At 74.5% G+C, this 22666-nt stretch carries 21 protein-coding genes and 2 riboswitches; of the genes, 14 read left to right on the top strand and 7 right to left on the bottom strand.

What is annotated here, in order from left to right:
• Positions 1-232: 232 nt before the first annotated feature.
• The 5 genes from BUE43_RS27670 to BUE43_RS27650 form a co-directional block, all read right to left on the bottom strand.
• Positions 233-1312, bottom strand: a complete 1080-nt coding sequence (locus BUE43_RS27670; RefSeq protein ID WP_083960236.1) for an ABC transporter substrate-binding protein — start codon at positions 1310-1312, stop codon at positions 233-235.
• A gap of 32 nt (positions 1313-1344) precedes the next feature.
• A complete protein-coding gene (locus BUE43_RS27665) occupies positions 1345-2118 on the bottom strand; it encodes an ABC transporter ATP-binding protein (RefSeq protein ID WP_073488880.1) in 774 nt (257 codons plus the stop codon).
• Positions 2118-3302 (bottom strand): FecCD family ABC transporter permease, encoded by a 1185-nt coding sequence (locus BUE43_RS27660; RefSeq protein WP_234995961.1) that lies wholly within the window; start codon positions 3300-3302, stop codon positions 2118-2120. The genes BUE43_RS27665 and BUE43_RS27660 overlap by 1 nt, the downstream gene beginning before the upstream one ends.
• Before the next feature lie 88 nt (positions 3303-3390).
• Positions 3391-3512: riboswitch (cobalamin riboswitch) on the bottom strand.
• Between the two features lie 108 nt (positions 3513-3620).
• Positions 3621-4400, bottom strand: a complete 780-nt coding sequence (locus BUE43_RS27655) for a class I SAM-dependent methyltransferase (RefSeq protein WP_234995960.1) — start codon at positions 4398-4400, stop codon at positions 3621-3623.
• A gap of 108 nt (positions 4401-4508) precedes the next feature.
• Positions 4509-5237, bottom strand: coding sequence for a hypothetical protein (locus BUE43_RS27650; RefSeq protein WP_073488878.1), 729 nt, complete (start codon positions 5235-5237; stop codon positions 4509-4511).
• A gap of 735 nt (positions 5238-5972) precedes the next feature.
• On the opposite strand from BUE43_RS27650, the gene BUE43_RS27645 reads away from it, so the two are divergent.
• The 13 genes from BUE43_RS27645 to gcvP all read left to right on the top strand — a co-directional run bounded on the left by BUE43_RS27645 (position 5973) and on the right by gcvP (position 18010).
• A complete protein-coding gene (locus tag BUE43_RS27645) occupies positions 5973-6233 on the top strand; it encodes a hypothetical protein (RefSeq protein WP_073488985.1) in 261 nt (86 codons plus the stop codon).
• Positions 6234-6388: 155 nt separating this feature from the next.
• On the top strand, positions 6389-7141 hold the full coding sequence (locus BUE43_RS27640) for a DUF6319 family protein (RefSeq protein ID WP_073488876.1): 753 nt from the start codon (positions 6389-6391) through the stop codon (positions 7139-7141).
• A 333-nt stretch (positions 7142-7474) separates the two neighbouring features.
• Positions 7475-7654, top strand: a complete 180-nt coding sequence (locus BUE43_RS27635) for a hypothetical protein (protein ID WP_327083560.1) — start codon at positions 7475-7477, stop codon at positions 7652-7654.
• Between the two features lie 334 nt (positions 7655-7988).
• On the top strand, positions 7989-8579 hold the full coding sequence (locus BUE43_RS27630; RefSeq protein WP_073488983.1) for a cardiolipin synthase ClsA: 591 nt from the start codon (positions 7989-7991) through the stop codon (positions 8577-8579).
• Positions 8572-9825 carry a DUF881 domain-containing protein gene (locus BUE43_RS27625; protein WP_143174422.1) on the top strand — a complete coding sequence of 418 codons (1254 nt, stop codon included), beginning with the start codon at positions 8572-8574 and terminating at the stop codon, positions 9823-9825. The genes BUE43_RS27630 and BUE43_RS27625 overlap by 8 nt, the downstream gene beginning before the upstream one ends.
• Positions 9822-10178, top strand: coding sequence for a small basic family protein (locus tag BUE43_RS27620; RefSeq protein ID WP_253668794.1), 357 nt, complete (start codon positions 9822-9824; stop codon positions 10176-10178). Before BUE43_RS27625 ends, BUE43_RS27620 begins: the two co-directional genes overlap by 4 nt.
• Before the next feature lie 5 nt (positions 10179-10183).
• On the top strand, positions 10184-10963 hold the full coding sequence (locus BUE43_RS27615) for a DUF881 domain-containing protein (protein WP_073488872.1): 780 nt from the start codon (positions 10184-10186) through the stop codon (positions 10961-10963).
• Positions 10964-10980: 17 nt separating this feature from the next.
• The gene (gcvH, locus tag BUE43_RS27610; protein ID WP_143174430.1) at positions 10981-11367 is read left to right on the top strand and encodes a glycine cleavage system protein GcvH; all 387 of its coding nucleotides are present in this window, start codon (positions 10981-10983) and stop codon (positions 11365-11367) included.
• A 112-nt stretch (positions 11368-11479) separates the two neighbouring features.
• Positions 11480-11947: a glycogen accumulation regulator GarA gene (gene garA, locus BUE43_RS27605; protein ID WP_073488868.1), complete on the top strand. Its 468-nt coding sequence runs from the start codon at positions 11480-11482 to the stop codon at positions 11945-11947.
• A gap of 179 nt (positions 11948-12126) precedes the next feature.
• A complete protein-coding gene (gene ftsR, locus BUE43_RS27600; RefSeq protein ID WP_073488866.1) occupies positions 12127-12822 on the top strand; it encodes a transcriptional regulator FtsR in 696 nt (231 codons plus the stop codon).
• 214 nt (positions 12823-13036) lie between these two features.
• Positions 13037-13513 carry a bifunctional nuclease family protein gene (locus BUE43_RS27595; RefSeq protein ID WP_073488864.1) on the top strand — a complete coding sequence of 159 codons (477 nt, stop codon included), beginning with the start codon at positions 13037-13039 and terminating at the stop codon, positions 13511-13513.
• Positions 13514-13986: 473 nt separating this feature from the next.
• Positions 13987-14550, top strand: a complete 564-nt coding sequence (locus BUE43_RS27590; RefSeq protein ID WP_073488862.1) for a MerR family transcriptional regulator — start codon at positions 13987-13989, stop codon at positions 14548-14550.
• A gap of 246 nt (positions 14551-14796) precedes the next feature.
• Positions 14797-14899: riboswitch (glycine riboswitch) on the top strand.
• Positions 14900-15076: 177 nt separating this feature from the next.
• Positions 15077-18010, top strand: coding sequence for an aminomethyl-transferring glycine dehydrogenase (gene gcvP, locus BUE43_RS27585; RefSeq protein ID WP_073488860.1), 2934 nt, complete (start codon positions 15077-15079; stop codon positions 18008-18010).
• A 94-nt stretch (positions 18011-18104) separates the two neighbouring features.
• On the opposite strand, the gene BUE43_RS27580 is transcribed toward gcvP, so the two are convergent.
• Positions 18105-19562: an MFS transporter gene (locus BUE43_RS27580; protein WP_083960234.1), complete on the bottom strand. Its 1458-nt coding sequence runs from the start codon at positions 19560-19562 to the stop codon at positions 18105-18107.
• Positions 19563-19701: 139 nt separating this feature from the next.
• On the opposite strand from BUE43_RS27580, the gene BUE43_RS27575 reads away from it, so the two are divergent.
• The gene (locus tag BUE43_RS27575; RefSeq protein WP_200797684.1) at positions 19702-20283 is read left to right on the top strand and encodes a TetR/AcrR family transcriptional regulator; all 582 of its coding nucleotides are present in this window, start codon (positions 19702-19704) and stop codon (positions 20281-20283) included.
• A gap of 539 nt (positions 20284-20822) precedes the next feature.
• Here BUE43_RS27575 and BUE43_RS27570 read toward each other — a convergent pair.
• Positions 20823-22625 (bottom strand): VWA domain-containing protein, encoded by a 1803-nt coding sequence (locus BUE43_RS27570; protein WP_073488855.1) that lies wholly within the window; start codon positions 22623-22625, stop codon positions 20823-20825.
• Positions 22626-22666: the final 41 nt, after the last annotated feature.

Genomic DNA, 22666 nt, shown 5'->3' with positions numbered 1-22666 from the left:
TCCCCCAGATTTCTTTGTGTGATGAGCACGACGTGCGCGCGAAACCGTTGTCGTGGTTGGCGTGCGCGCACGTCGGCGCGTCCGGATGTCGTGACAACATCGTCTTGCCCGGTGGTTGACGGGTCAATAGGCCGAATGTGGGAACGCTCCGCGACCGAAAGTGACAAGTGTGCGCCAGGGCACGTTCTGCTGCCCTGGCGCACACTGTGGGGTATGTGTCGGGCGCGTCCTCTCAGCCGGGCAGCCCGCGCAGGTACCCGGAGAAAGACTCGATCGCCGCCGGATTGCGCGGCCCCTCCACCAACGCGGCGTACGGCAGCGTGAAGAACCGCTTGTTCTTCACCGCGTTGACGTTGGCCAACGGCGCGTAGGACTCCAGGAAAGCCTGCTTCTCCGCCGCGCTCTGCTCGCCGTAATCGTTGATGACGATGATGTCCGGATTCGCCTGGACAACCGATTCCCAGCCGACCTGGATCCAACTGTCCCGCATGTCGGCGAACACGTGGTCCCCGCCGGCGCGGGTGATGATCTCGTGGGCCGCGGCGAACCGGCCCGTGGTGAACGGCTTGTCGGTGCCGGAGTCGTAGACGAACACCTTCGGCCGGGGGCGGTCCTTCGGGATCGACGCCTCCACCGCCGCCACCTGGGCCTGGTAGCGCCGCACCAGCTCCTCGGCCCTCTCGGACACCCCGAAGATCCGGCCGAGGTTGCGCAGGTCGGTGTAGAGCGCCTCCAGCGGGGGCACCACGCCCCGGCTGCGGTCGGAGACGCCGTTGCGGCAGGACTCGGTCAGCACGTAGCTGCGCACGCCCACCTGCTCCAGGTCCTGCGGGGTCAGGCCGCTGCCCTCGCGGAACCCGTAGTTCCACCCGGCGTAGACGAAGTCCGCCTTCGCCTCCAGGATGAGCTCCTTGCTCGGTCGGTCGGCCGCCAGGCGGTGCGCCTTCTCGAAGTCGTCCTTCCACGGGGAGTCGGCGACGCTGTGCCCGCGCCCGAGCACGTAGCCGGCCAGCTTCTCGCGCAGGCCGAGGGCGAACATCGTCTCGATGATGCCGACGTCGTAGGCGACCGGCCGGCTCGGCGCGCGGTCGTAGGTGACCTTCTGGCCGCAGTTCTCGACCGTCACCGGGTACCCGGCGGCGGCCGAGCCCTCCGGCCCCTGGCGGACCTGGGCGCCGCAGCCCGCGGTGAGCGCCAGCGCCGTGGCGGCGGCGGTGATCAGGGTCAGCCGACGGGAGATCCGACGGGAGGTCCAGCGGGAGGTCCGGGGGACTGGACGGCGGGCGGGACCGGGGGGAAGACGTCGTGACATGCGGGCACCTCTCGGGGACGGGACGGGGGAGCTCACCGGGGGAGCGGGGCGTCGAAGATCAGTTGTGGCGCCCCCGAGGTGGGGTGCGCGACGACGTGCGCGCGCACGCCGAACACCTCGGCGACGACCTCGGGGGTGAGGACCTCCTCGGGGGTTCCGCTGGCCACCACCCGGCCCTCGGCCAGCACGTAGAGGCGGTCGCAGGCGGCCGCCGCGAGGTTGAGGTCGTGCAGCGCGGCCAACACGGTCAGGCCCGCCTGCCGGACCAGCGCCAGCACCTCCAACTGGTGCCGGATGTCGAGGTGGTTCGTCGGCTCGTCGAGGACGAGCACCGCCGGCCGCTGGGCCAGCGCCCTGGCGATGAGCACGCGTTGCCGCTCGCCGCCGGACAGCGTCAGGAAGCTGCGGGCCGCCAGGTGCGCCGCGCCGACCCGGCGCAGCGCCTCCGCGCAGATCTCCCGGTCCTGGTCGGTGTCCGGGCCCACCAGGCCCTTGTGCGGCGACCGGCCCATGGTCACCACCTCGGCCACGGTGAAGTCGAACTCCACGTGGCTGTCCTGGGTGAGCGCGGCGAGCCGGCGGGCGCTGTCCCGCAGGCTCAGCGCGAACACGTCGTCGCCGCCCAGCAGCACCCGGCCCGCGGACGGGCGCAGCGCGCGGTAGACGCAGCGCAACGTCGTGGACTTGCCGCTGCCGTTGGGCCCGACCAGCCCGACGACCGCGCCGGACGGCACGCGCAGCCGCAGGTCGCTGATCAGGCGGCGACCGGCCGCGGTGACCGTCACGTCGGTCAGCTCGACGTCCATCACCGACCCCCGAACACGTAGCCGCGCCGCCGCATCAGCACCAGGAACAGCGGCACGCCGAACGCGGCGGTGAGCACGCCCAGCGGCAGCTCCTCCGGCGGCACCAGCGTCCGCGCGACCAGGTCGACCCAGATCAGGAGGCAGCCGCCGAGCAGCGGGGCGACCGCGAGCACCCGGCGGTGGTCGGCCCCGACGAGCATGCGCGTCAGGTGCGGCATCATCAGGCCGACGAACCCGACCGCGCCGCTGACCGCCACCAGCACCCCGGTGACCGCGGCCGAGACCACGAACAGCTCGCGCCGCATCCGGGTGGCGTCCACGCCGAGCGTCGCGGCGGTCTCGTCGCCCATGGCCAGCGCGTTCAGCCGACGGGCCGAGGCGAGCAGGTAGCCGACGCCCAGCGCGACCACGGCGGCGGCCACCGGCAGCGACTCCCAGGTCGCGCCGCCGAGGCTGCCGAAGGACCAGAACATCGCCGACCGGGCGGCCTCCCCGTGCGCGGCGAAGAACACCAGGACCGTGCTGATCGCCGTGAAGCCGTAGGCCATCGCCGTCCCGGTCAGCACCAGCCGCAGCGGCGTGAGCCCCCGGGGCGACCGCGCCGCCAGGTAGACGACGGCGGTGGCGAGCAACGCGCCGAGGAAGGCGGCGACCGACACCGCGTGGATGCCGAACGAGGCGAACACGCCCATCGTGATCACGGCGGTGGCGCCCACCGCGGCGCCGGAGGACACCCCGAGCACGAACGGGTCGGCCAGCGCGTTGCGCACCAGCGCCTGGCTGGCCACCCCGACCGCGCTCAGCCCCGCGCCGACCACCACCGCGAGCAGCACCCTCGGCAGCCGGATCTGCCAGACGATCTGGTACCGCGGCAGGTCGGCCGGCTCGATGAACCCGCCGGTGAACGCCGCGCGCAGGAGGCGCAGCACGTCGGAGAAGGGCACCTGCACCGCGCCGAACGCCACACCGCACACCACCGAGCCGAGCGTCAGCACGGCCAGCGCGAGGACCAGGGGCAGCACGGACCGCCGTCGCGGCAGGGACGCGGACGCGCCTGGGTCGGACGCGCCGGGCTCGGGCGGGGTCAGCTCCTCGCGCCGCGGCGAGGAGGCCAGGGGCGGTGACGCCATGCGGTGGGCCTTCCGGGGAACGGCCGGCGGGCTGCCCTCGGATCGCCCGTCCACGCCCCGGCCACCCGTGCCGGGGGTCCGGCGGCGTGGCGACGGGGCGGTGGCCGTCCCGGGGCTCCGTCCCGCAGACCTCGACGGGTGGTGGAGCGACACGTGTCCCGCGGGTACTCGGGCTCGTCGCACGCCTTCGCTCGTGCGACCCACCGTTGCGGGTCAGCGCCGGATTCGGACCGGACTTCCCCCACGGGACACGGATTCTGTTGTGGTTCGGTGCACGCTACCGACCGTCGGACGGTCGGGGAACACGCTGTGGCGGGAAGTGGGGACACGGCACGGGAAGCGCCCGGCCCCACTGTCCTCAGTGGACGGTCGTCAGCGCACGGCGGCGAGCACGAAGTCGTCGCCGACCTGCCACACGGGCGCGGCCGCGCGGAAACCGGCCTCCCGCAACAACGTCACGTGCCGCGCGCAGCTCAACCGGTTGCCGTCCCCGCCGACCAGGCCGCGTCGTCGACGCTCCTCCAGCAGGTCCGCCAGCCGCTCGTCCTCCTCGACGGCCGACCACCACGCCGCCCAGTCCTCGTTGTCCAGCACGCCAACGCGCTCCGCGCGGCGCTGTCGGACCGCCGTGGCGAGCTCGCCGACCAGCGGCTGCTCGTCGTACAGGTGGTCGCCGTTGACGAACACGCCGCCGGGCCGCAGCCGCGCGGCGAGGTCCCGGTAGAGCCGGGCGAGGGCGTCCTCGGGCAGCCAGTGCAACGCGGTCGTGGAGACCGCCGCGTCCAGCGGCCGGTCCACGCCCAGGCCCTGCCACCAGTCGGCGTCGGTGAGGTCGACGTCGACGAACCGGCCGACCTCGGGGTAGGCCGCCCTGGCCATGGCGAGCAGCAGCGGGTCGGCGTCGACGCCGAGCAGCCGGGCGTGCGGGAGCCGCTCACGCACGCGGGCCGACAGCGAGCCGGGTCCGCAACCGAGGTCGAGGACCACGGGCTCGCCGTCGGCCCGCGTCACGTGCTCGACGACGTCGACGATGGTCTGGAACCGCTCCTCGCGGTCCGCGATGTAGCGCTCCTGCTGGCGGTCCCACCGGCGCACCCACGCGCGGGCCCGGTCCGGGTCCAGCCAGGAGCCCGGGGAGGTCGCGGTCGTCACGTCGGGAGAACCTACTGCATATTCCTGGCGACAAGCGCTCCCGGTGCCAGGTTCCGGTGTCGGTGTCCCCGGGATGGGGCAGCGCCGCCCCGGGTCAGGTGCGGACCGTCAGGCGCGGACCAGGTGGACGGTCAGCGCCTCGGGCCGGGCGACCAGGGTCACCGGCGCGGTCAGCTCGTCCACCGGCAGGCCGTCGCGGACCAGCCGGAAGACGCCGGCCACCGGCTCCACGGTCAGCTCGGCGGCGACGTGCTCGGCGCCCTCGCCGACGACCCGCGCCCGGAGCAGGTGCTCGTGCAGGCCGGTGCGGAGCTGGGCGCCCCGCACGACGTGCCGCGTCCCGTCCACCACGACCGCCAGCTCGGCCTCGGTGAGGTCCTCCGGCAGCAGCGTGACGTGCGACAGCGCGATGTCGTGATCACCGCGCTCGCCCCGGACGTCGATCAGGTCCATCCGCCGCTCGGTGATCCCGGGCTCGGCCCCGTCGGCGCCGGTCTCGTCCAGCGCGTACAGCGGAGCGGCGAGCTGGGCGGCGATCCGGTGGGCGTCCCACGAGCCGGAGCCGGCGACGTTCACCACCGCGCCCACCGCCGACGACTCGCCCAGCGGCCAGCTGTCCGGGGCCGGGGTGGCCTCGACCGCGCGCACGCCGGCGCCGGCGAGGTGGTCGCGGACGGTGCGGGCGCGACGCCGGCTCTCCCGGTCGAAGCCGCGGACCACGGCGACGGTCTGGCCATCGGCCACGCCGCGGGCGGCGGCGTCGGCGAGGACCGCCAACGGAGACCATCGAGCCTCGGCGCCGGTCGCCGCCGCGATGGGTCCCGTGGTCGTCGTCATGGGGAGATCTCCGTTTCGATCCGCGTGGTCTGAACCTGGTCCGGGCACTGCCGTCCGAAGTCGTCCGTGTCGCCCTGGGCGCGGGTCCGTCGACGGGCGGCCCGGGCCGGTCCGGGGGCAGTCCTGTCGTCGCCCGTCGGCGACGGACGTCCTTCTTCGCCACTGATGGCCGGTCGACCCTATCCCCTGGTCGAGGGGCCCGAACACCCGGATGTGATCGAACCGCGCTGTGAACATTGTCGCTCTGTGGTGGAAACCCGTTCCTGTCGCGAATCGTTCACCCCAACCTCGCCACCACAGTGGTCTGGTTCACACGACGGCGGTCACATTCCCCGTGCGGTGCGGACATCCCGGTCGGGCGACCACAGTGCACTGTGCGATGTCGACGCCGCGGCGCGCGCCGACGGCCTCCGGCTCTCGTGGACGGCGGGCGGCGGCTCGGTTGACCCCCGTCCCGCGGGGTACTCGCGGAGCGGGAAGGAAGGGACCGGAGCGACCGGGCGCCACGATCGTCGAAGCGCGCGGTGACCGCCCGCTGATCGCGGCCCGTCGTGCCCGGGTCGGGCCATCCCGCCGGTTCCAACTTGCCGGGCCGTGGTCGTCGACCAACGATGACCAGGGAGAACGACCCCGACAACCAGGCCGCCGAACGGGTGGTGAACCGCCCACGGGGTACTTGGGGCTGGCAGGACCGCTCCTCATCGGGTGTCGCCGGTCCCGAAGGAGCTGGTCACGATGTCCCGCCAGAGCTACGCCGCCCCGAGCGGGCTGAACCGCCGCCACCTCGCCCTGCTGCGCGCCGTGGCCGACGGGCGCGCCGAGGTGACCTGCAGTTGCGCGCCGGATCTCCGCGTCGACGGGTTCTGGTGCGACCACACCGCCGCCACCGACCTGGTGCGCTCCGGGCTGATCCGCCCGGTGCGGTCGGCCCCGGTCGGCCAGCTCGTCCCCGCGGAGATCACCGCGCCGGGCCGGGCGGCGCTGGCCGGCGACTGAGCCGGGCGGGGTGTCGGGACCGTGTCGACGGGTTGACGCCGGGGCGTCGACCCGGTGTCGGGGGTGACGGGGGACGGTATCGGGTTCGTCGGCTGTCGGTGCGATGCGGCAGGCTGCACGCCGTCGTTGATCACGCTCGCGCCGAGGAGTTCGTCATGCCCCGACCCCGTCCGTTGTCGCAGGAGGAGCTGGACCAGCTGCGCGCCGAGCTGGGGGCCGGTCAGCACCCGACGGTGTGGTTCACCTCGGCCGCGGTCGGCGTGGAGGCCGGCCGCTCGGGTCGGGTGGTCGACCTCGGCGACCCGGCCGACGGCGACTTCATCCAGGTCCGGCCCACCGGCTCCAAGGACACGCTGTCGTTCTCGCCGACGGAGGTGACCATGACCAAGCCGGAGCGGAGGAAGCGGGCCGCGGCCGAGCCCGCGAAGCCCGGGCGGGCCGCGCCCGGCGTGGCCGCCGCGGCCACCAGCGCGCCGGCCGTGGCCGCGCCGGTCCGCCCGGCGGCGGCGCCGGCCCCCGCGCCGACGCCGACCGCCGAGCCCCCGGCGCCGCCGGCCACGCCGTCGGCGCCGGTGGCCCAGCCCGAGGCGTCGGCCCCCGGCGAGGCGGCCCGGCCGCGCCGGGGCGGGCGCCGGCCGGCGGAGCCGCCGGCGGTGGTGGTCACGCTGTCCTCGACCCCGGAGGGGGAGTGGACCGTCGAGGTGGTCACGGGCAAGAAGCGCTCGGTGCGCGCGCTCCCGGTCGGCCCCGGCGCGGTGGCGCAGGCGGCGCGGGCGCTACACCCCGAGGTGTCCTCCGCGATCGAGACGGTGCTGGAGGCCGCGCGGCACCGGCAGCGGGCGCGGGTGGAGCAGTTGCAGGCGGAGCTGGAGGCGGCCCGGCGGATGCTCGACGAGCTCGTCGAGTGACACCGGGCCCGGGGCGGTGGCGCGACGGCGAGTCCGGCGGTGGTGAGACCGGTGCGCGGGAAACCAGTTCGCCGCCCCGGATCGGCGCACGGGTCGCCGGAACGCAGCTCGGCGCGGCGAAGACGCCGGTGGGCGCGCGTTCCGGCCGTTCTCCCGGTGCGGCGGCCCCCTCGGCCGCAGAATCGGCGGGTGTTCGGCTAACAGAGTGACTGTGTCGGCCGACACCCCTGATGGAGGTGCCAGTCAGAGATGAGCGTTGAGACAGCCACGGCAACCGGGGAAGACACGGGCACAGCGACGTCCACGGCGTCCAGCACGTCAGTGGCGTCCGCGGTGACGTCCCCGTTGCCCACCGCCCCCTACAGCGTCGTGTGGAGCGGAGGCCACCCTTACGTCCGCGAGGGCGACGAGGGCCGGACCCGGTGGGTCGGGCTCGACGACCGGGGTCGTCCGCTCAGCCTCACCGACGCCGACCTGCTCCGCCGCGGCTGGAGCCGCACCCAGCGCAGCTGACCGGAGGTCGGGCGGGCGGGGGAACACCGCCCGCCCGACCTCCGCGCTTTTCCTTCTCCTCCCTCTCCGGCTTTCCCGGTCGTCGACGTTGCCGCCGGTCCGCCGGTCTGCTGGGCCGCCACGCGGCCGACCGCGCTCCCGCGTGAGCCGAAGATCCCCGCGTCCGACCCGGTGTGGCAGGCTTGTCCACACGGGACGCCAGACGGGTGGCAGGCCGCCCCGCGTCGGTTCGCGGCGTGCGGCGGCGGGGAGGGGATTCACCGTGGTGCAGGGTTCGGCGCAGCGCCCCGACCAGGCCGGGCGGGGGGAGACCCCGCGCGGGGTCGTCGCCGACGTGGCGCAGGACCGCGTGTTGACGGTCCCCAACCTGCTGAGCTTCCTGCGGCTCGCCGGCGTTCCGCTCTTCCTGTGGCTGCTGCTCGGGCCGAAGGCCGACCTGCTGGCCCTGGTGGTGCTGGTGGTCAGCGGCCTGACCGACTGGCTCGATGGCAAGCTGGCCCGGCTGCTCAACCAGTACAGCCGGCTCGGCGCCCTGCTCGACCCCGCCGTCGACCGGCTCTACACGCTGGCCACCCTGTTCGCCTTCCTGGTGCGCGAGATCCTGCCGTGGTGGGTGGTCGCGGCGCTGGTCCTGCGGGACGTGGCGGTGTCGGTGTCCCTGCTGCTGGTGCGCAGGGCCGGCTACGCGCCGCCCGAGGTGAACTACATCGGCAAGGCGGCCACCTTCAACCTGATGTACGGGTTCCCGTTGCTGCTGCTGGCCCAGGGCGACTCCACGGCGGCCGAGATCGCCCGGCCGTTCGCGTACGCCTTCGTGGCCTGGGGCGGCGCGTTGTTCCTCTGGTCCGGCCTGCTCTACGTGGTCCAGGTGGTGATGGGGCTGCGGGCCGACCGGATCGGGACCGCCGGGGCGGCCAGTGCCTGACGACCGGACTCCCGACGAGCGGAACCCCGACGGCCGGACTCCCGACGACCGGACTCCCGACGAGTCGCGGTCGGCCGAGGCCGTGTCCCCGCCCGCTTCCGCGCCAGCGCCCGAGGGTGTGCCCGAGCGCGAGGCCGCGGCCGACCGCGCCGACGCCCCTCGGCAGGTTGTCGAGTCGGTGTCGGATCGCGAGGCGTCGAAGGCCGGTCGCCCCGACGACCGTCGTCCGGCGGATGAGTCGAAGGAGCCAGACCGAGCGCGGGCTGACGCCACCACCGTGCGGACCGGCGGCGATGCGCTCCCGCCCGCCGCGCCGGGCGCGGCCGAGGCCGCCCACCCGCTGTGGCGTGAGGCCAACCCGGCCTGGCCGGAGCCGGAACCGCCGTCCGCGTCCCCCGCGCCGGCCCGCCCGATGGACTTCGCGGCGTCGCTCCTGCGCGGCCTGTTCGTGCAGCGGCTCGACCCCGGGTACGAGGAGGCCGCCCGGCGCCGCGGTGGCCGTCCGGCGGGCGGCCCCGCCCACTGGCTGTGGCTCGTCGTGGGCACCGCGCTGGTGGGCGTGCTCTTCGCGGTGGCCGCGCTGGACGCCGCCGACCGGCAGCCCGGGTCCGAGGAGGCGCAACGCAGCCTCGCCGACGACGTCCGCTCGGCCAGGGGCGACACCGACGAGCTGGCCCGCCGCGCGGGCGCGCTGGCCAGGGAGGTCGACCGGGCCAGGGAGTCGGCGCTGGCCGGGGACGCCGGCGGCCGGGCCGCGCTGGACCAGCTCGGCGAGCTGGAGCGCGCGGCCGCCGCCGTGCCGGTGACCGGCCCCGGCCTGCGGATCACCGTCGAGGAGCCGGCCGGCCAGGGCGGCACGCGCCGGCAGAACGTGCTGGACCGCGACCTCCAGGTCCTGGTCAACTCGTTGTGGGCGGCCGGGGCGGAGGCGGTCGCGGTCGGCGGCGTTCGCCTGCAGCCGAGGGCCACCGTGCGGCAGGCCGGCGGCGCGATCCTGGTCGACAACCGGCCCATCCGGCACCCGTACGTGCTGGAGGCGATCGGGTCGCCCGAGGATCTCCAGACCCGCCTCGTCGGCACCGACGGCTACGGGCGGTTCTCCGCCTTCACCCAGCTCTACGGCACGCGCTTCGAGGTGCGGCGGGTGGACTCGCTCCAGCTCGCCGCGGCCAACCCGGGACAGCCCAGGGTCGCCACCCCGACCGGCGGCCCGTCCCCAGCACCCAGCCAGGAGGGACCGCGGTGAGGACGCCGTTGCTCGGCCCCGTGATCGGCCTGCTCGCGCTCGTCGTGGGCGTCGGGCTCGGCCTGTGGCTGGACCCGACCGTGCCGCCGTGGGTGCAGCCCTACCTGCCGATCGCCGTCGTCGCGGCGCTGGACGCGGTGTTCGGCGGGGTGCACGCCATGCTCGACGGCCGGTTCGACGCCAAGGTCTTCGTCGTCTCGTTCGTCTCCAACGTCCTGGTCGCCGCGCTCATCGTGCTGCTCGGCGACGCGCTCGGCGTCGGCGCGCAGCTGTCCACGGCGGTGGTCGTGGTCCTCGGCATCCGCATCTTCAGCAACGCCGCCGCGATCCGGCGGCACCTGTTCAAGGCGTGAGACGCGTGGCGGGGACGAACGGGCGACGTGGCGGTCGGACGAACGGCAGGGGTCGGCACCACCTCGACCCGCAGCGGCGCGCGGAGGCGCGGCCGACCGGGCTGCGGGCGCACCCGGTGCTGTCCGGCGTGCTCATCGGCGTGCTGTGCCTGGCGCTCGGCGTCGCCCTGGTGACCCAGGTCCGCAGGACCAGGGCCGGGGACACGCTGGCCGAGCAGCGGCCGCAGGACCTCGTGGTGCTGCTGGACGGCCTCCAGCAGCGGGAGGCCGCGCTGCGCAAGGAGATCGCCGACTCCGAGGAGACGCTGAGCCGGCTGCGCGCCACCGGCGACCGGGCAGCGGCCGCGCGCGAGGAGGCCCAGCGCCGGGCCGCCGCGCTGGGTGTGTTGTCGGGCACGGTGCCGGCGGCCGGGCCGGGGGTGCGCATCGGACTGACGGACCCGGCTGGCAAGATCAGCCCTGAAGTGCTGCTGGACGCGTTGCAGGAGCTGCGCGCGGCGGGGGCGGAGGCGGTGCAGGTCGGGGAGGTCCGGGTGGGAGTCGACTCGGCCTTCACCGGCGCGGCCGGCGACGTGCGGCTGGACGGCGTCCAGCTCCGCGCCCCCTACTCGGTGCTGGCCATCGGTGACCCACCGACGCTGGCCGCCGCGTTGAACATCCCCGGCGGGGTGGTCGACACGGTGGAGCGCTCCGGGGGCAAGGTGGAGGTCCGGCAGGCCGACCGGGTGGAGATCACCGCCTTGCGACCCGTCCGAACGCACAAATACGCTCGGCCGACCGGTTGAGGAGTGAGGAGAAACCGCTGGTGGTTCCTGAGGAGCTGAGGTACACCGAGCAGCACGAGTGGATCGCCCTCGTGGGTGATGACACCGTGCGGGTGGGCATCACCGAGTACGCCCAGAGGCAACTCGGCGACATCGTCTTCGTGCAGCTCCCCGAGGTCGGCCGGCAGGTCACCGAGGGGAACTCCCTGGGCGAGGTGGAGTCGACCAAGAGCGTCTCCGACATCTACGCCCCGCTCGCCGGTGAGGTCGTGGCGATCAACGACGCCGTGGTGACCGCGCCCGAGACGATCAACGAGGCGCCCTACGGCGACGGCTGGTTGGTCGAGCTCCGGATCTCCGACCCGGCCCAGGTGGACGGCCTGCTCGACGCGGCCGGCTACCGCGAGAAGATCGGCGAGGTCTGAGGCGATGATCTTCGGTTTCGGCTCCCGGAAGAAGCGGGAGTCGGGGCGAACGCGCCGTGAGCGGCGCGGTACGTTGGGAAACATCGCGGCTACCTTCAGGAGGAGAGCTCAGGTGAGCACGAACGACGGGCCCGGCGTCCCGCCGGAGAAGGCGGTGGAGAGCACCTCCGTCTTCCGGGCCGACTTCCTCGCCGACGTCGAGGGCACCGCCGCGCCCGAGCCCGAGACCACGACGGTCTCCGGGGTCGACGCGCTGCCCGCCGGCTCGGCGCTCCTGGTGGTCAAGCGCGGCCCCAACGCCGGCTCCCGGTTCCTGCTCGACAGGGACACCACCAGCGCGGGCCGGCACCCCGACAGCGACATCTTCCTCGACGACGTGACCGTCTCCCGGCGGCACGCGGAGTTCCGCCGCGAGGGCGGTGACTTCGTGGTGGTCGACGTGGGCAGCCTCAACGGCACCTACGTCAACCGCGAGCCGGTGGACACCGCCGTGCTGGGCAACGGCGACGAGGTGCAGATCGGCAAGTTCCGCCTGGTGTTCCTGACCGGTCCGGGCAACGGGGGTCAGGGGGCGCGGTGACCGCGGCCGGGCGGGCCTCTTCCTCGGGCGCGGGACACCCGCACGGAACCGGTGCGGGTGTCCCGCACGGTTCGGCTGCGAGCGTCCCGCATGGAGCTGGTTCGGGCGTCCCGCACGGGGTTGGTGCGGGTGCTCCGCACGGCACCGGTGCGGGCGCCCCGCACGCGCAGCGCGCGGGGATGAGCATCGGGGCGGTGCTGGCGCAGCTCCGGCCCGACTTCCCCGAGGTGACCATCTCCAAGATCAGGTTCCTGGAGTCCGAGGGGCTGGTCCACCCGGCACGCACACCGTCCGGCTACCGGCAGTTCTCGCCGGCCGACGTCGAGCGGCTCCGGTTCGTGCTGGCCGCCCAGCGGGACCACTACCTCCCGCTGAAGGTCATCAAGGAGCAGCTCGACGCCCTGGACCGCGGAGTGCGGCCGGGCGGCCCGTCCCCCCGGCCACCGCGTGGTCTGGTGGCCGTGGAGGGGCTGCCCGGCCCGGACTCCTTCCGGGCCGCCGGCGAGATCCGGATGACCAGGGAGGAGCTGCTCGCCGACTCCGGGGTCGACGAGGGGCTGCTCGCGGAGCTGGAGCAGTACGGGCTGGTCCGGCCGGGCGCCGCGGGGTTCTACGACGGCGACGCCGTCGCCGTGGCGCGCACGGTCCGGGCGATGACGGCGTTCGGCATCGAGCCCCGGCACCTGCGGGCCTACCGGGCGGCGGCGGACCGCGAGGTGGGGTTGCTGGCGCAGATCGTCACGCCGCTGGCGCGGCAGCGCGACCCCGACGCGCGGGCCCGCGCCGAGGAGGTCGTGCGGGAGCTGGCGGCGTTGTCGGTGGCCCTGCACACCCTGTTGGTCAAGGCGGGGCTGCGGGGAGCCGTTGGTGGCTGACCGTCCCCGACGGGTGGACGGTTCATCCGGGTGAGGGTTGGCCATCCGCGGTTATACGGTGACGACTGGGTAACCAGATTGCAGCCGAACAGGCGAAGGGCAGCGCTGGACGCCCCAGACGGGTAGCGTCGAAGGCGACGGTACGCGATCCTCGATCCACATCGGGGCGCGACCTGTCGGGGACATGGCTGGCGCAGTGGAGGAGGCGAGACCGATGAGCAGCGAGATGCGCGTCGTCGGCGTGCGGGTTGAGCTGCCCGCCAACCAGCCGATCCTGTTGCTGCGCGAGTCCGAGGGTGACCGCTACCTACCGATCTGGATCGGCACCATGGAGGCCAGCGCGATCGCCCTGGAGCAGCAGGGGGTCCGGCCGTCCCGGCCGTTGACCCACGACCTGCTCAAGGACGTCATCGGGGCGCTGGGGCGGCAGCTGCAGCAGGTGCGGATCACGGACCTGCAGGAGGGCACCTTCTTCGCCGAGCTGGTCTTCGACGGGGACATCCGGGTCTCCGCGCGGCCCAGCGACTCGGTCGCGCTCGCGCTGCGGGTGGGCGTGCCGATCCACGCGGAGGAGTCGGTGCTCGCCGAGGCCGGCCTGGTCATCCCGGACGAGCAGGAGGACGAGGTGGAGAAGTTCCGGGAGTTCCTGGACTCGGTCTCGCCCGAGGACTTCCGCGGCGCCGACACCTGATCCACCCCACACGACTCGCGCGACGGCGTCCTCCCCCCAGGGGAGGGCGCCGTCGGCGTTCTCGGGACCGGCCCGGGAGCTGCCCGCGGGGCGCCGCGCGCCCGTGGTGACCCTGGCGGGTCGTGCCAAGCCGCGTCGCCTGCCTGACGGGGGAGTTCGCCGGATAGAAGGAGTGAAACCGCGGCGTGGTGACCCGAGCGTGGTCCATGATCACCCGATCACCGCAGCACGGCGTGGGTGAACCGGAGCAGGACGGGCACGCTGCGAGTTGACCTTAACCCTCAAGTTGAGATTGATGTTCACCGGCGCCCGCGCGTCGCGTTGACCGGCCGCACCCCCGGTCTTACCGTCGAGTCGAGCGAATCGCGCCGGTGTGATTCCACCGCACCGGGGGGTTCTGGCGGTGGTGACGCGTCCGGTCCGGAACGCGCAGCCGCGGTCGTCGGCCGTCGTGGCCGCGAGGGGAGGCAGGCGTGGTCGAGGAAGCGCCCTACCGGGACGGCGCCGAGCAGGGCGAGCTGTTCCCGGACGCCTCGCTGCCGGACGAGCTGGTCGGCTACCGGGGACCGGCCGCCTGTCAGATCGCCGGCATCACCTACCGGCAGCTCGACTACTGGGCCCGCACCGGACTGGTCCTGCCGTCGATAAGGAGTGCCTCCGGCTCGGGGAGCCAACGGCTGTACTCCTTCAAGGACATCCTGGTCCTCAAGGTCGTCAAACGGTTGCTGGACACCGGGGTATCGCTGCAGAACATCCGGGTCGCGGTGGACCACCTGCGCCGTCGGGGCGTGCACGACCTGGCCAGGATCACGTTGTTCAGCGACGGCACCACGGTCTACGAGTGCACCTCGCCGGAGGAGGTCGTCGACCTGCTCCAGGGCGGCCAGGGCGTGTTCGGCATCGCGGTGAGCGGGGCGATGCGGGAGATCAGCGGCACCATCCACGAGTTCCCCGCCGAGCGGGCCGACGGCGTGGAGATCGAGCCCCGCCCCGAGGACGAGCTGTCCCGGCGCCGGCGCACCCGCCGCACCGGCTGAGCTCCTGGCGTTCCGCCCTCCTGTCGTCTCCGTTCCGTTCGTCTTCGCCCTGTCCGCACGGGTACTCCGAGGTGCGCACGCGCGCGTCCGGCGCGACGGCGTTCCCGCGCCGGTCGCCGCGTCGTGCCCCGCGCCCGTCCCTCACCCGGGGGACCGCCGCCCACCCGCGCGGACGGTCCAGTCGGCTCCTCGTCCCGACTGATCGGTGCTCCCGCACGGACGGGGTACTCTGCGCGGTGTAATCGCAGACCCCACGCGGGAGAGACCGTCGCCGAGCGTGCTCGGGGGCGGCGCCGAAGGAGCAACTCCTCCCCGGAACCTCTCAGGCAGCCAGGACCGCGTGGGCGAGATGCCTCTGGAAAGTGGGCCGTGCTGGTCGGTGCGCCGACCCGTCCGGCCCCGCCGACGGTGCAAGCCCGGTGCCCCGGGTGAAGCTCTCAGGCGTCCGCCCCGGCGGGCACCGACAGAGGGGGAGGGCAGGCGGAGCTGTCTCCGCACGCCCGTCCCCGAACGCCGGAGGCGAAACATGACGCAGGCCAGCAACGACCCGCGCGACCCGCGCGCCGGACTCCCGGCCCCGGACCGCGTCCCCCTGGCCGCGCTGGAGCGCGGCACCCCGTTCGCCGACCGCCACGTCGGCCCGCGGCCCGCGGAGCTGGCCGGGATGCTCGACGTCGTGGGCGTCGGCTCGCTGGAGGAGCTGGCCGACCACGCGGTGCCGGCGAGCATCCGCGAGCGCGACCTCACGATGCGGCTGCCCGAGCCGGCCACCGAGGCCGAGGCCCTCGCCGAGCTGCGCGAGCTCGCCGGGCGCAACCGGACTGCGGTGCAGATGATCGGCCTGGGCTACCACGGCACGCTCACCCCGCCGGTCATCCTGCGCAACGTCCTGGAGAACCCGGCCTGGTACACGGCCTACACGCCGTACCAGCCGGAGATCTCCCAGGGCCGGCTTGAGGCGCTGCTGAACTTCCAGACGGTCGTGGGCGACCTGACCGGCCTGCCGATCGCCAACGCCTCCATGCTCGACGAGGGCACCGCGGCGGCCGAGGCCATGACGCTGCTGCACCGCGCCGGCCGTTCGAAGTCGGACCGGTTCCTGGTGGACGCCGACACCCTGCCGCAGACCATCGCGGTCATCGAGACCCGCGCCGAGCCGCTGGGCATCGAGGTCGTCGTCGCCGACCTGTCCCAGGGCCTGGAGGGCCTCGGCTTCGGCGAGGACTTCTTCGGCGTGCTGCTGGCCTACCCCGGCGCCTCCGGCGCGGTCCGCGACCACGAGTCGGTCATCGCCGAGGCGCACCAGCGCGGCGCGCTGGTCGTGGTCGCCGCCGACCTGCTCGCCCTGACCCTGCTCCGCCCGCCGGGCGAGATGGGCGCCGACGCCGTGGTGGGCACCACCCAGCGGTTCGGCGTGCCGATGGGCTTCGGCGGCCCGCACGCCGGCTACATGGCGGTGCGCCAGGGCCTGGAGCGCCAGCTCCCCGGCCGGCTGGTCGGCGTGAGCGTGGACGCCGACGGCAACCCCGCCTACCGGCTGGCGCTGCAGACCCGCGAGCAGCACATCCGCCGGGAGAAGGCGACCAGCAACATCTGCACCGCGCAGGCGCTGCTCGCCGTCGTCGCCTCGATGTACGCCGTCTACCACGGCCCCGAGGGCCTGCGGGCGATCGCGACCAGGGCGCACCGGATGGCCACCGTGCTGGCCGCCGGCCTGTCCGAGGGCGGGGTCGAGGTCGTGCACGGCGACTTCTTCGACACCGTGCTCGCGCACGTGCCCGGCCGGGCCGACGAGGTCGTCGCGGCCGCCCGCGAGCTCGGGGTGAACCTGCGCCGGGCCGACGCCGACCACGTCGGCGTCGCCTGCGACGAGACCACCACGCGCGAGCACCTCCACCGGGTGTGGCGGGCCTTCGGCGTCGAGGTGCGGGACGTGGACGCGCTGGACGCGGACACGGCCGACGGCATCCCCGGCGAGCTGCGCCGCACCTCGGAGTACCTGACGCACCCGGTGTTCCACGCGCACCGCTCGGAGACGGCGCTGCTGCGGTACATGCGGTCGCTGGCCGACAAGGACATCGCGCTGGACCGCAGCATGATCCCGCTCGGCTCGTGCACGATGAAGCTCAACGCCACGGCCGAGATGGAGCCCATCACCTGGCCGGAGTTCTCCGAGCTGCACCCGTTCGCACCGGCCGAGGACGCCGCCGGCCTGCTGCGGATCGTGGCCGACCTGGAGCGGTGGCTGGCCGAGATCACCGGGTACGACGCGGTGAGCCTGCAGCCCAACGCGGGCAGCCAGGGCGAGTTCGCCGGCCTGCTGGCCATCCGCGCCTACCACCGCAGTCGGGGCGAGCAGGCGCGCGAGGTCTGCCTCATCCCGGCCAGCGCGCACGGCACGAACGCGGCCAGCGCGGTGATGGCGGGCATGCGCGTGGTCGTGGTCCGGTGCGACGACAAGGGCAACATCGACATGGGGCACCTGCGCGAGCTGGTGACCGCGCACGCCGCCGACCTCGCCGCGATCATGATCACCTATCCGTCGACGCACGGCGTCTACGAGGACACGGTGCGCGAGGTGTGCGGGCTGGTGCACGACGCCGGCGGCCAGGTGTACGTCGACGGCGCGAACCTCAACGCGTTGATCGGCCTCGCCCAGTACGGCAAGTTCGGGTCGGACGTCTCCCACCTGAACCTGCACAAGACCTTCTGCATCCCGCACGGCGGCGGCGGGCCGGGCGTCGGGCCGATCGGCGTGCGGGCGCACCTGGCGCCGTTCCTGCCCAACCACCCGCTCCAGCCGGCGGCCGGCCCGGAGACCGGGGTCGGCCCGATCGCGGCGGCCCCGTGGGGCAGCGCGTCGATCCTGCCGATCTCCTGGGCCTACGTCCGGATGATGGGCGCCGACGGCCTGCGCCGGGCCACGCTGACCGCGGTCGCCGCGGCCAACTACGTGGCACGCCGGCTGGACGAGCACTACCCGGTGCTCTACACCGGCGAGGGCGGGTTCGTGGCCCACGAGTGCATCCTCGACCTGCGGCCGATCACCAAGGCGACCGGCGTGACGGTGGACGACGTGGCCAAGCGGCTCGCCGACTACGGCCTGCACGCGCCGACCATGTCCTTCCCGGTCGCCGGCACGCTGATGATCGAGCCGACCGAGAGCGAGGACCTGGCCGAGCTGGACCGGTTCTGCGAGGCGATGATCGCGATCCGGCGGGAGATCGACCGGGTGGGCTCCGGCGAGTGGCCGGCCGACGACAACCCGCTGCGCAACGCCCCGCACACGGCGGGCAGCCTGGCCGGCGAGTGGAACCACCCGTACACCCGGGCGGAGGCGGCCTTCCCGACCGGGCCGACCAAGCCGAAGGCGTGGCCGGCGGTGCGGCGGATCGACGGGGCCAGGGGCGACCGCAACCTGGTCTGCTCCTGCCCGCCCCTGAGCGCCTACGAGAGCTGAGCTGCCCCGGAAGCTGAGCCCCGCGCACGCGGACGAGCCCGTCGACGACCTGTCGGCGGGCTCGTCCCGTGTTCCGGCTCAGATGGGGAAGCGGTCACGCGGTCGTGGCCAGGCGGTCGGCCGGTGACGTCCGCACGAGAAACGGCAGGCCGGCGCCGACGAGGGAGACGCCCGCCGCGACCCAGAAGGCCGCGGTGAAACCACTCTCGGCGGGCGCCTGTCCGCCGGGAACGGTCAGCGAGCTGAGCATTGTCGCCGCGAGCTGGCTGCCGAGCGCGCCCCCGACGGTGCGCGCCACGGTGTTGACGCCGTTCGCGCTCGCGCCGCGCGCCACCGGCACCGCGCTGTTGACCAGGCGGGGCAGGGCGGCCATGGCGAACCCGAAGCCCACGCTCGCCACGAGGTAGCCGACGACCACCGCCCCCTCGGAGCCGTGCCACGCGGCGAGCGCCGCGCAGCCCAGCGCGGTCGTGGCCAGCCCGAACACGAGGGGAGCACGGCGCCCGAGGCGGCGCTCGACGGTGTCGGTCACCACGCTCGCCGGCAGCATGACGAGCGTGCCCGGCAGCATGAGCAGCCCCGCGCCGGTCACCGACAACGCGAAGCCGTAGTCGACCAGCCCCGCCGCCTCCGGGGGCAGTCCGTGCGGGAGCTGCGCGATCCGGGGCACCAGCACGTAGGTGAGGAACTGCGCCGCGCCCAGCAGCAACGCGCCGAGGTGCGCCACGAGCAGCGGCCCGCCGCGCAGCATGCGCACGTCGACCAGCGGGTGCGGGTGGCGGAGTTCCACCACGACGAACAGGGCGAGGGCCAGCGCGCTGGCCGCGAACAGGCCCAGCACGGCGGCGGAGGCCCAGCCCCACGCCGGCCCCTGGGTCAGCGCGACGAGCAACGCGACCAGCCCGCCGCCGAGCAGGGCCGCGCCGCCGAGGTCGAGCGGGCCGTCGGCGCTGCCGGACCCGGCGGGCACGAACCACGCCACCAGGACGATCGCGGCGACGGCGACCAGGCCGCCGACCACGAACAGCCAGCGCCACGAGACGAGGTCGCAGATCAGCCCGCCGACGACGAGGGCGAGCCCGGCCCCGCCGCCGACCATCCCGGAGACGAGCGCGGTGCCGAAGGCGGTCCGGTCGGGCGGCAGGGCCTCCCGCACGAGGCCGAGGGACAGCGGGACCACGGCGAGGCTGACGCCCTGGACCGCGCGGCAGGCGAGCAGCACGCCGATGCCGGGCGCGAGGGCCGCGCCGACAGTCGCGACCAGGAAGCAGACGAGCACCGCGAGCAGCACCCGGCGCCGGTCGTGGCGGTCGCCCAACGTCCCGACCAGCGGCGTGAGCACCGCGCTGGTCAGGAGCGGGGCGGTGAGCACGGCCCACGCGGTGAGCCGGGTGTCGGCGGACAGGGCGGCCTGGAGCACGCCCACGGCCGGCACCAGCATCGTCTGCATCAGGCCGTAGGACAGGACCGTCGTGACCAGGGCGGTCAGCACGCCGGCCGTGCTCGGGCGCGCCCTGCCCGTCGGGGCGGGCGGGGTGACGGCCAGGGACACGGGACCTCCTCGGGACAGGTCGGGCGGGTGTCGGGAGCCGACACCACCCCAAAGGCGAACGATGTTCGCGAAAAGTGAGGCTAGCCTAAGGTGGACTCGGTCGACAGGGTGGCGCCCACTACAGTCACGGGGTGTGGGGGTGCGCGACGGACGTCAACGGCTGAACCGGAACGTGATCGTGGCCACGGCCAGGCGGATCGCCGAGGCCGACGGGCTCGACGCGCTCACACTGCGCCGCGTCGGCCACGAGCTGAGCACCGGGCAGGCCTCGCTGTACCGGCACATCACCGACCGGCACGAGCTGCTGGAGCTGCTCGCCGACGACGTCGCCAGGGACCTGCCCCGGCTGCCGACCGAGGGGGACGCGCGTCAGCGGCTGCTCACCCTGTGGCGCGCGGCGCACGACTACCTCGCCCGGCACCGCTGGGCGGTGCGGATCATCGCCGACGGCGACATCGAGGCGCCCAGCGCGGTGGGCTTCGCGCGGACCGCGCTCGCCGCACTCGTCACCGCCGGCTGCCCGGAGCCGCAGGCGCTGCGCGGCTACCGCGCGCTGTGGCACCTGCTGCTCGGGCACCTGCTCAACGCGCACCCGCTCGGCCACCACCTCGACGAGCACCACGTCGAGGCGCACGTCGCGTTCACCGCCGACGACCCCGGCGCGGAGTTCGAGTGGGCCATGACCCGACTGGTCGACGGCATCCTCCGCACCCCGAGCTGAGCCACCGAGTTCGGCTGGCCGGGATGCGGCGCGCGGCTGCGGCAGGAAGGCCGGGTCAGCCCGGGCGTCTCGTTGTGGTTGACGGCGTGGGAGACGTCGCCCTGATCGGTGGTGACCAGCAGGCGGGGACGGTCGCCGAGCAGGTGGGGCTGGTGATCGCGGATCGCCATGAGCACCTGCCGCTCGGCGCTCTTGGGGTCGGTCAGTACCCAGGTGCCCGGCAGTCCGGTGGGAGGCGTGTAGCCCTGCGGCTGCGGCCCCAGAGCCAGCGCGAGTGCGTGGCGGCAGTCGCATTGCACCTGGCCGGTCAACGGTGGGCGTTCACTGACGGGTGTCGAACGGGTGCGCTCCGCCGGCGTGGAGTCGATGATCCAGACCGGGTGAGTCCAAGAGGTCGGTGTCGGTGGGCGACAGGTGTACGACCTGCTCGGCCAGCGGCAGGGCGTGGTGAGGGTGACCAGCCCCGCGTGGGGCAGCCTGGGCGGCCTACCTGTCCGGGGCGCTGCCCCGACTTCCGAGCTGCTCGTCCGGCTGGTGGCTCAGGTCACCGAGGACAGCACCTGGCTGATCGCGGCGTCGAGTGCGCGGGCGTCCGGGACGACCGACAGCGTGCCGTCGACCGCTCGGGCCAGGTCGGCGAGCTGGGCGCGGTCCAGGTCCGGTCCGAACGCGACCACGTCGATCGCGACCGGTCGGTCCGGCTTCCGGAGCGCGCCGAGCTCGGTGCGGAGCTGCTCCAGGGACATGCCGCTGTCGTTCGGGCCGTCGACGACCACCACGAGCCGGTTCGGCTGTCCGGGGCGGAACCGCTCCACCGCGTCCCGGTAGGCGGCGACCAGGCTGGTGTGGAGCTGGCTGTCGCTGAACGGCCGGAGCTGGTCGACCGCGGACAGCAGGGCGTCGCGCTGCCGCTCCACCGGGTCGGTCGGCGCGAGCTGCCGGTAGGGCCGCTCGCCGTCGACGCCGCTGGAGAACATCCACAGGCCGACGGCGGCGGCCGAGGAGCGCTCGACCTGGCCGCGCAGCGCGGACTTCAGCCAGTCCAGCCGGCTGCGCCCGTCGCCGCCGTCCTGGCCGACCGAGCGGGACACGTCGACCAGGAAGGTCGCCGTCCGCCCGCCGGTCGCGTTCGCCCACGCCGCGGCCACCTGCGGGGACACCGCCGCCTCCGCGGCCGTGACCTGCTCGCCGAGCCGCTCCCAGCGCAGGCCGGGGGAGAAGCTGGGGTGGTCCTGGGTCGACGGCACCCGCAGCCCGGCGAGCGCCAGGACGCGCTGCCGGTCGCCCTCCCGCGCGAACTCCCGGAACCGCTGCGCGGCCCGGACCAGCACGCTGTCGGTGCGCTGGCCCTGGCCGGTCAGCGCGACGAGCGGGAAGTCGGCGACCGGGGTGGGGCCGCTGACCGGGACCGCGATGAGCGGTTCGTCCGGGGACACCGCGCCGTCCTGGCCGGTGTTGCGCCGGTAGAGGTCGACCTCGGTCACCGCCGTGGCGGTCGTGTTGACGGGGGCGCCGTCGGAGGTGGTCGCGTCCTTCTTCGCGGCCATCGCGATCAGCGCGTCCCTCGGCTTCGCCGGGACGCCGGCGGGCCGGGCGGCGGCCAGCCGGGCGAGCCGGTCCCTGGCCGCGTCCTGCCGGAGCGTCTCGGCGGTCACCGGCCCGGTGCCCGGCTGCTGGGCGCCGGCCAGGACGGCCTGCACCGCGAGGGCGCTGGCCGGGTCGGCGAGCGGGTCGGGCAGGGCCACGGTGAACCGGCCCCACTCGGGCCGGCCGAACCGGCCCCAGCCGTCGCCGGCGGCCACCAGGTCCGGCAGGTCGGCCCAGCGCGGAGCGCCGGACTGGAGGGCGAGCGCGGCGCTGGCCTGGGCGGCGAGCACGACCGGGCTGCTGGCCACGGACTCGGGCTGGGAGCCCAGCACCGCGGCGTCGCGCGCCGCCAGCCGGTGGACCCACAGCGAGGAGTCGGGGATCCAGGCCGAGGGGCGCGGGCCGAGCCGCGCCTCGTCCCAGCCCCGCGTCAGGCCGGTCAGCACCGTCTCGGAGTCCAGTTCGGCGACCCGGACGGTGACGCACCGGTCCTGGACGACGGGGTGCTGGTCCGACCAGGCCGTGGCGATCTCGCGGATCGGCCCGGCGGCGCTCGGGGTGACCGCGAGGCTGAGCACGGCCTCGCCCTCGACGCAGTCGCGGGCCTCGGCGGCGGCGCGCCGCTCCAGCAGGCCGCCGAGCCAGGTCCACCCGAGGTAGCTCAGCACGACGAGGGCGACGACGCCGAGCACGGCCAGCGGCCACCACGCGATGCCCCGGCGCGCGTCAGCGCTCCGTGACCGGTGTCGCCCCATCGACAGGCCCCCCTTGCCGCGACACGTGGTTCCACTCCGTG

The organism is Streptoalloteichus hindustanus (assembly GCF_900129375.1).
Classification (GTDB): domain Bacteria; phylum Actinomycetota; class Actinomycetes; order Mycobacteriales; family Pseudonocardiaceae; genus Streptoalloteichus; species Streptoalloteichus hindustanus.
This window is presented reverse-complemented; position numbering and strand designations above follow the sequence as displayed.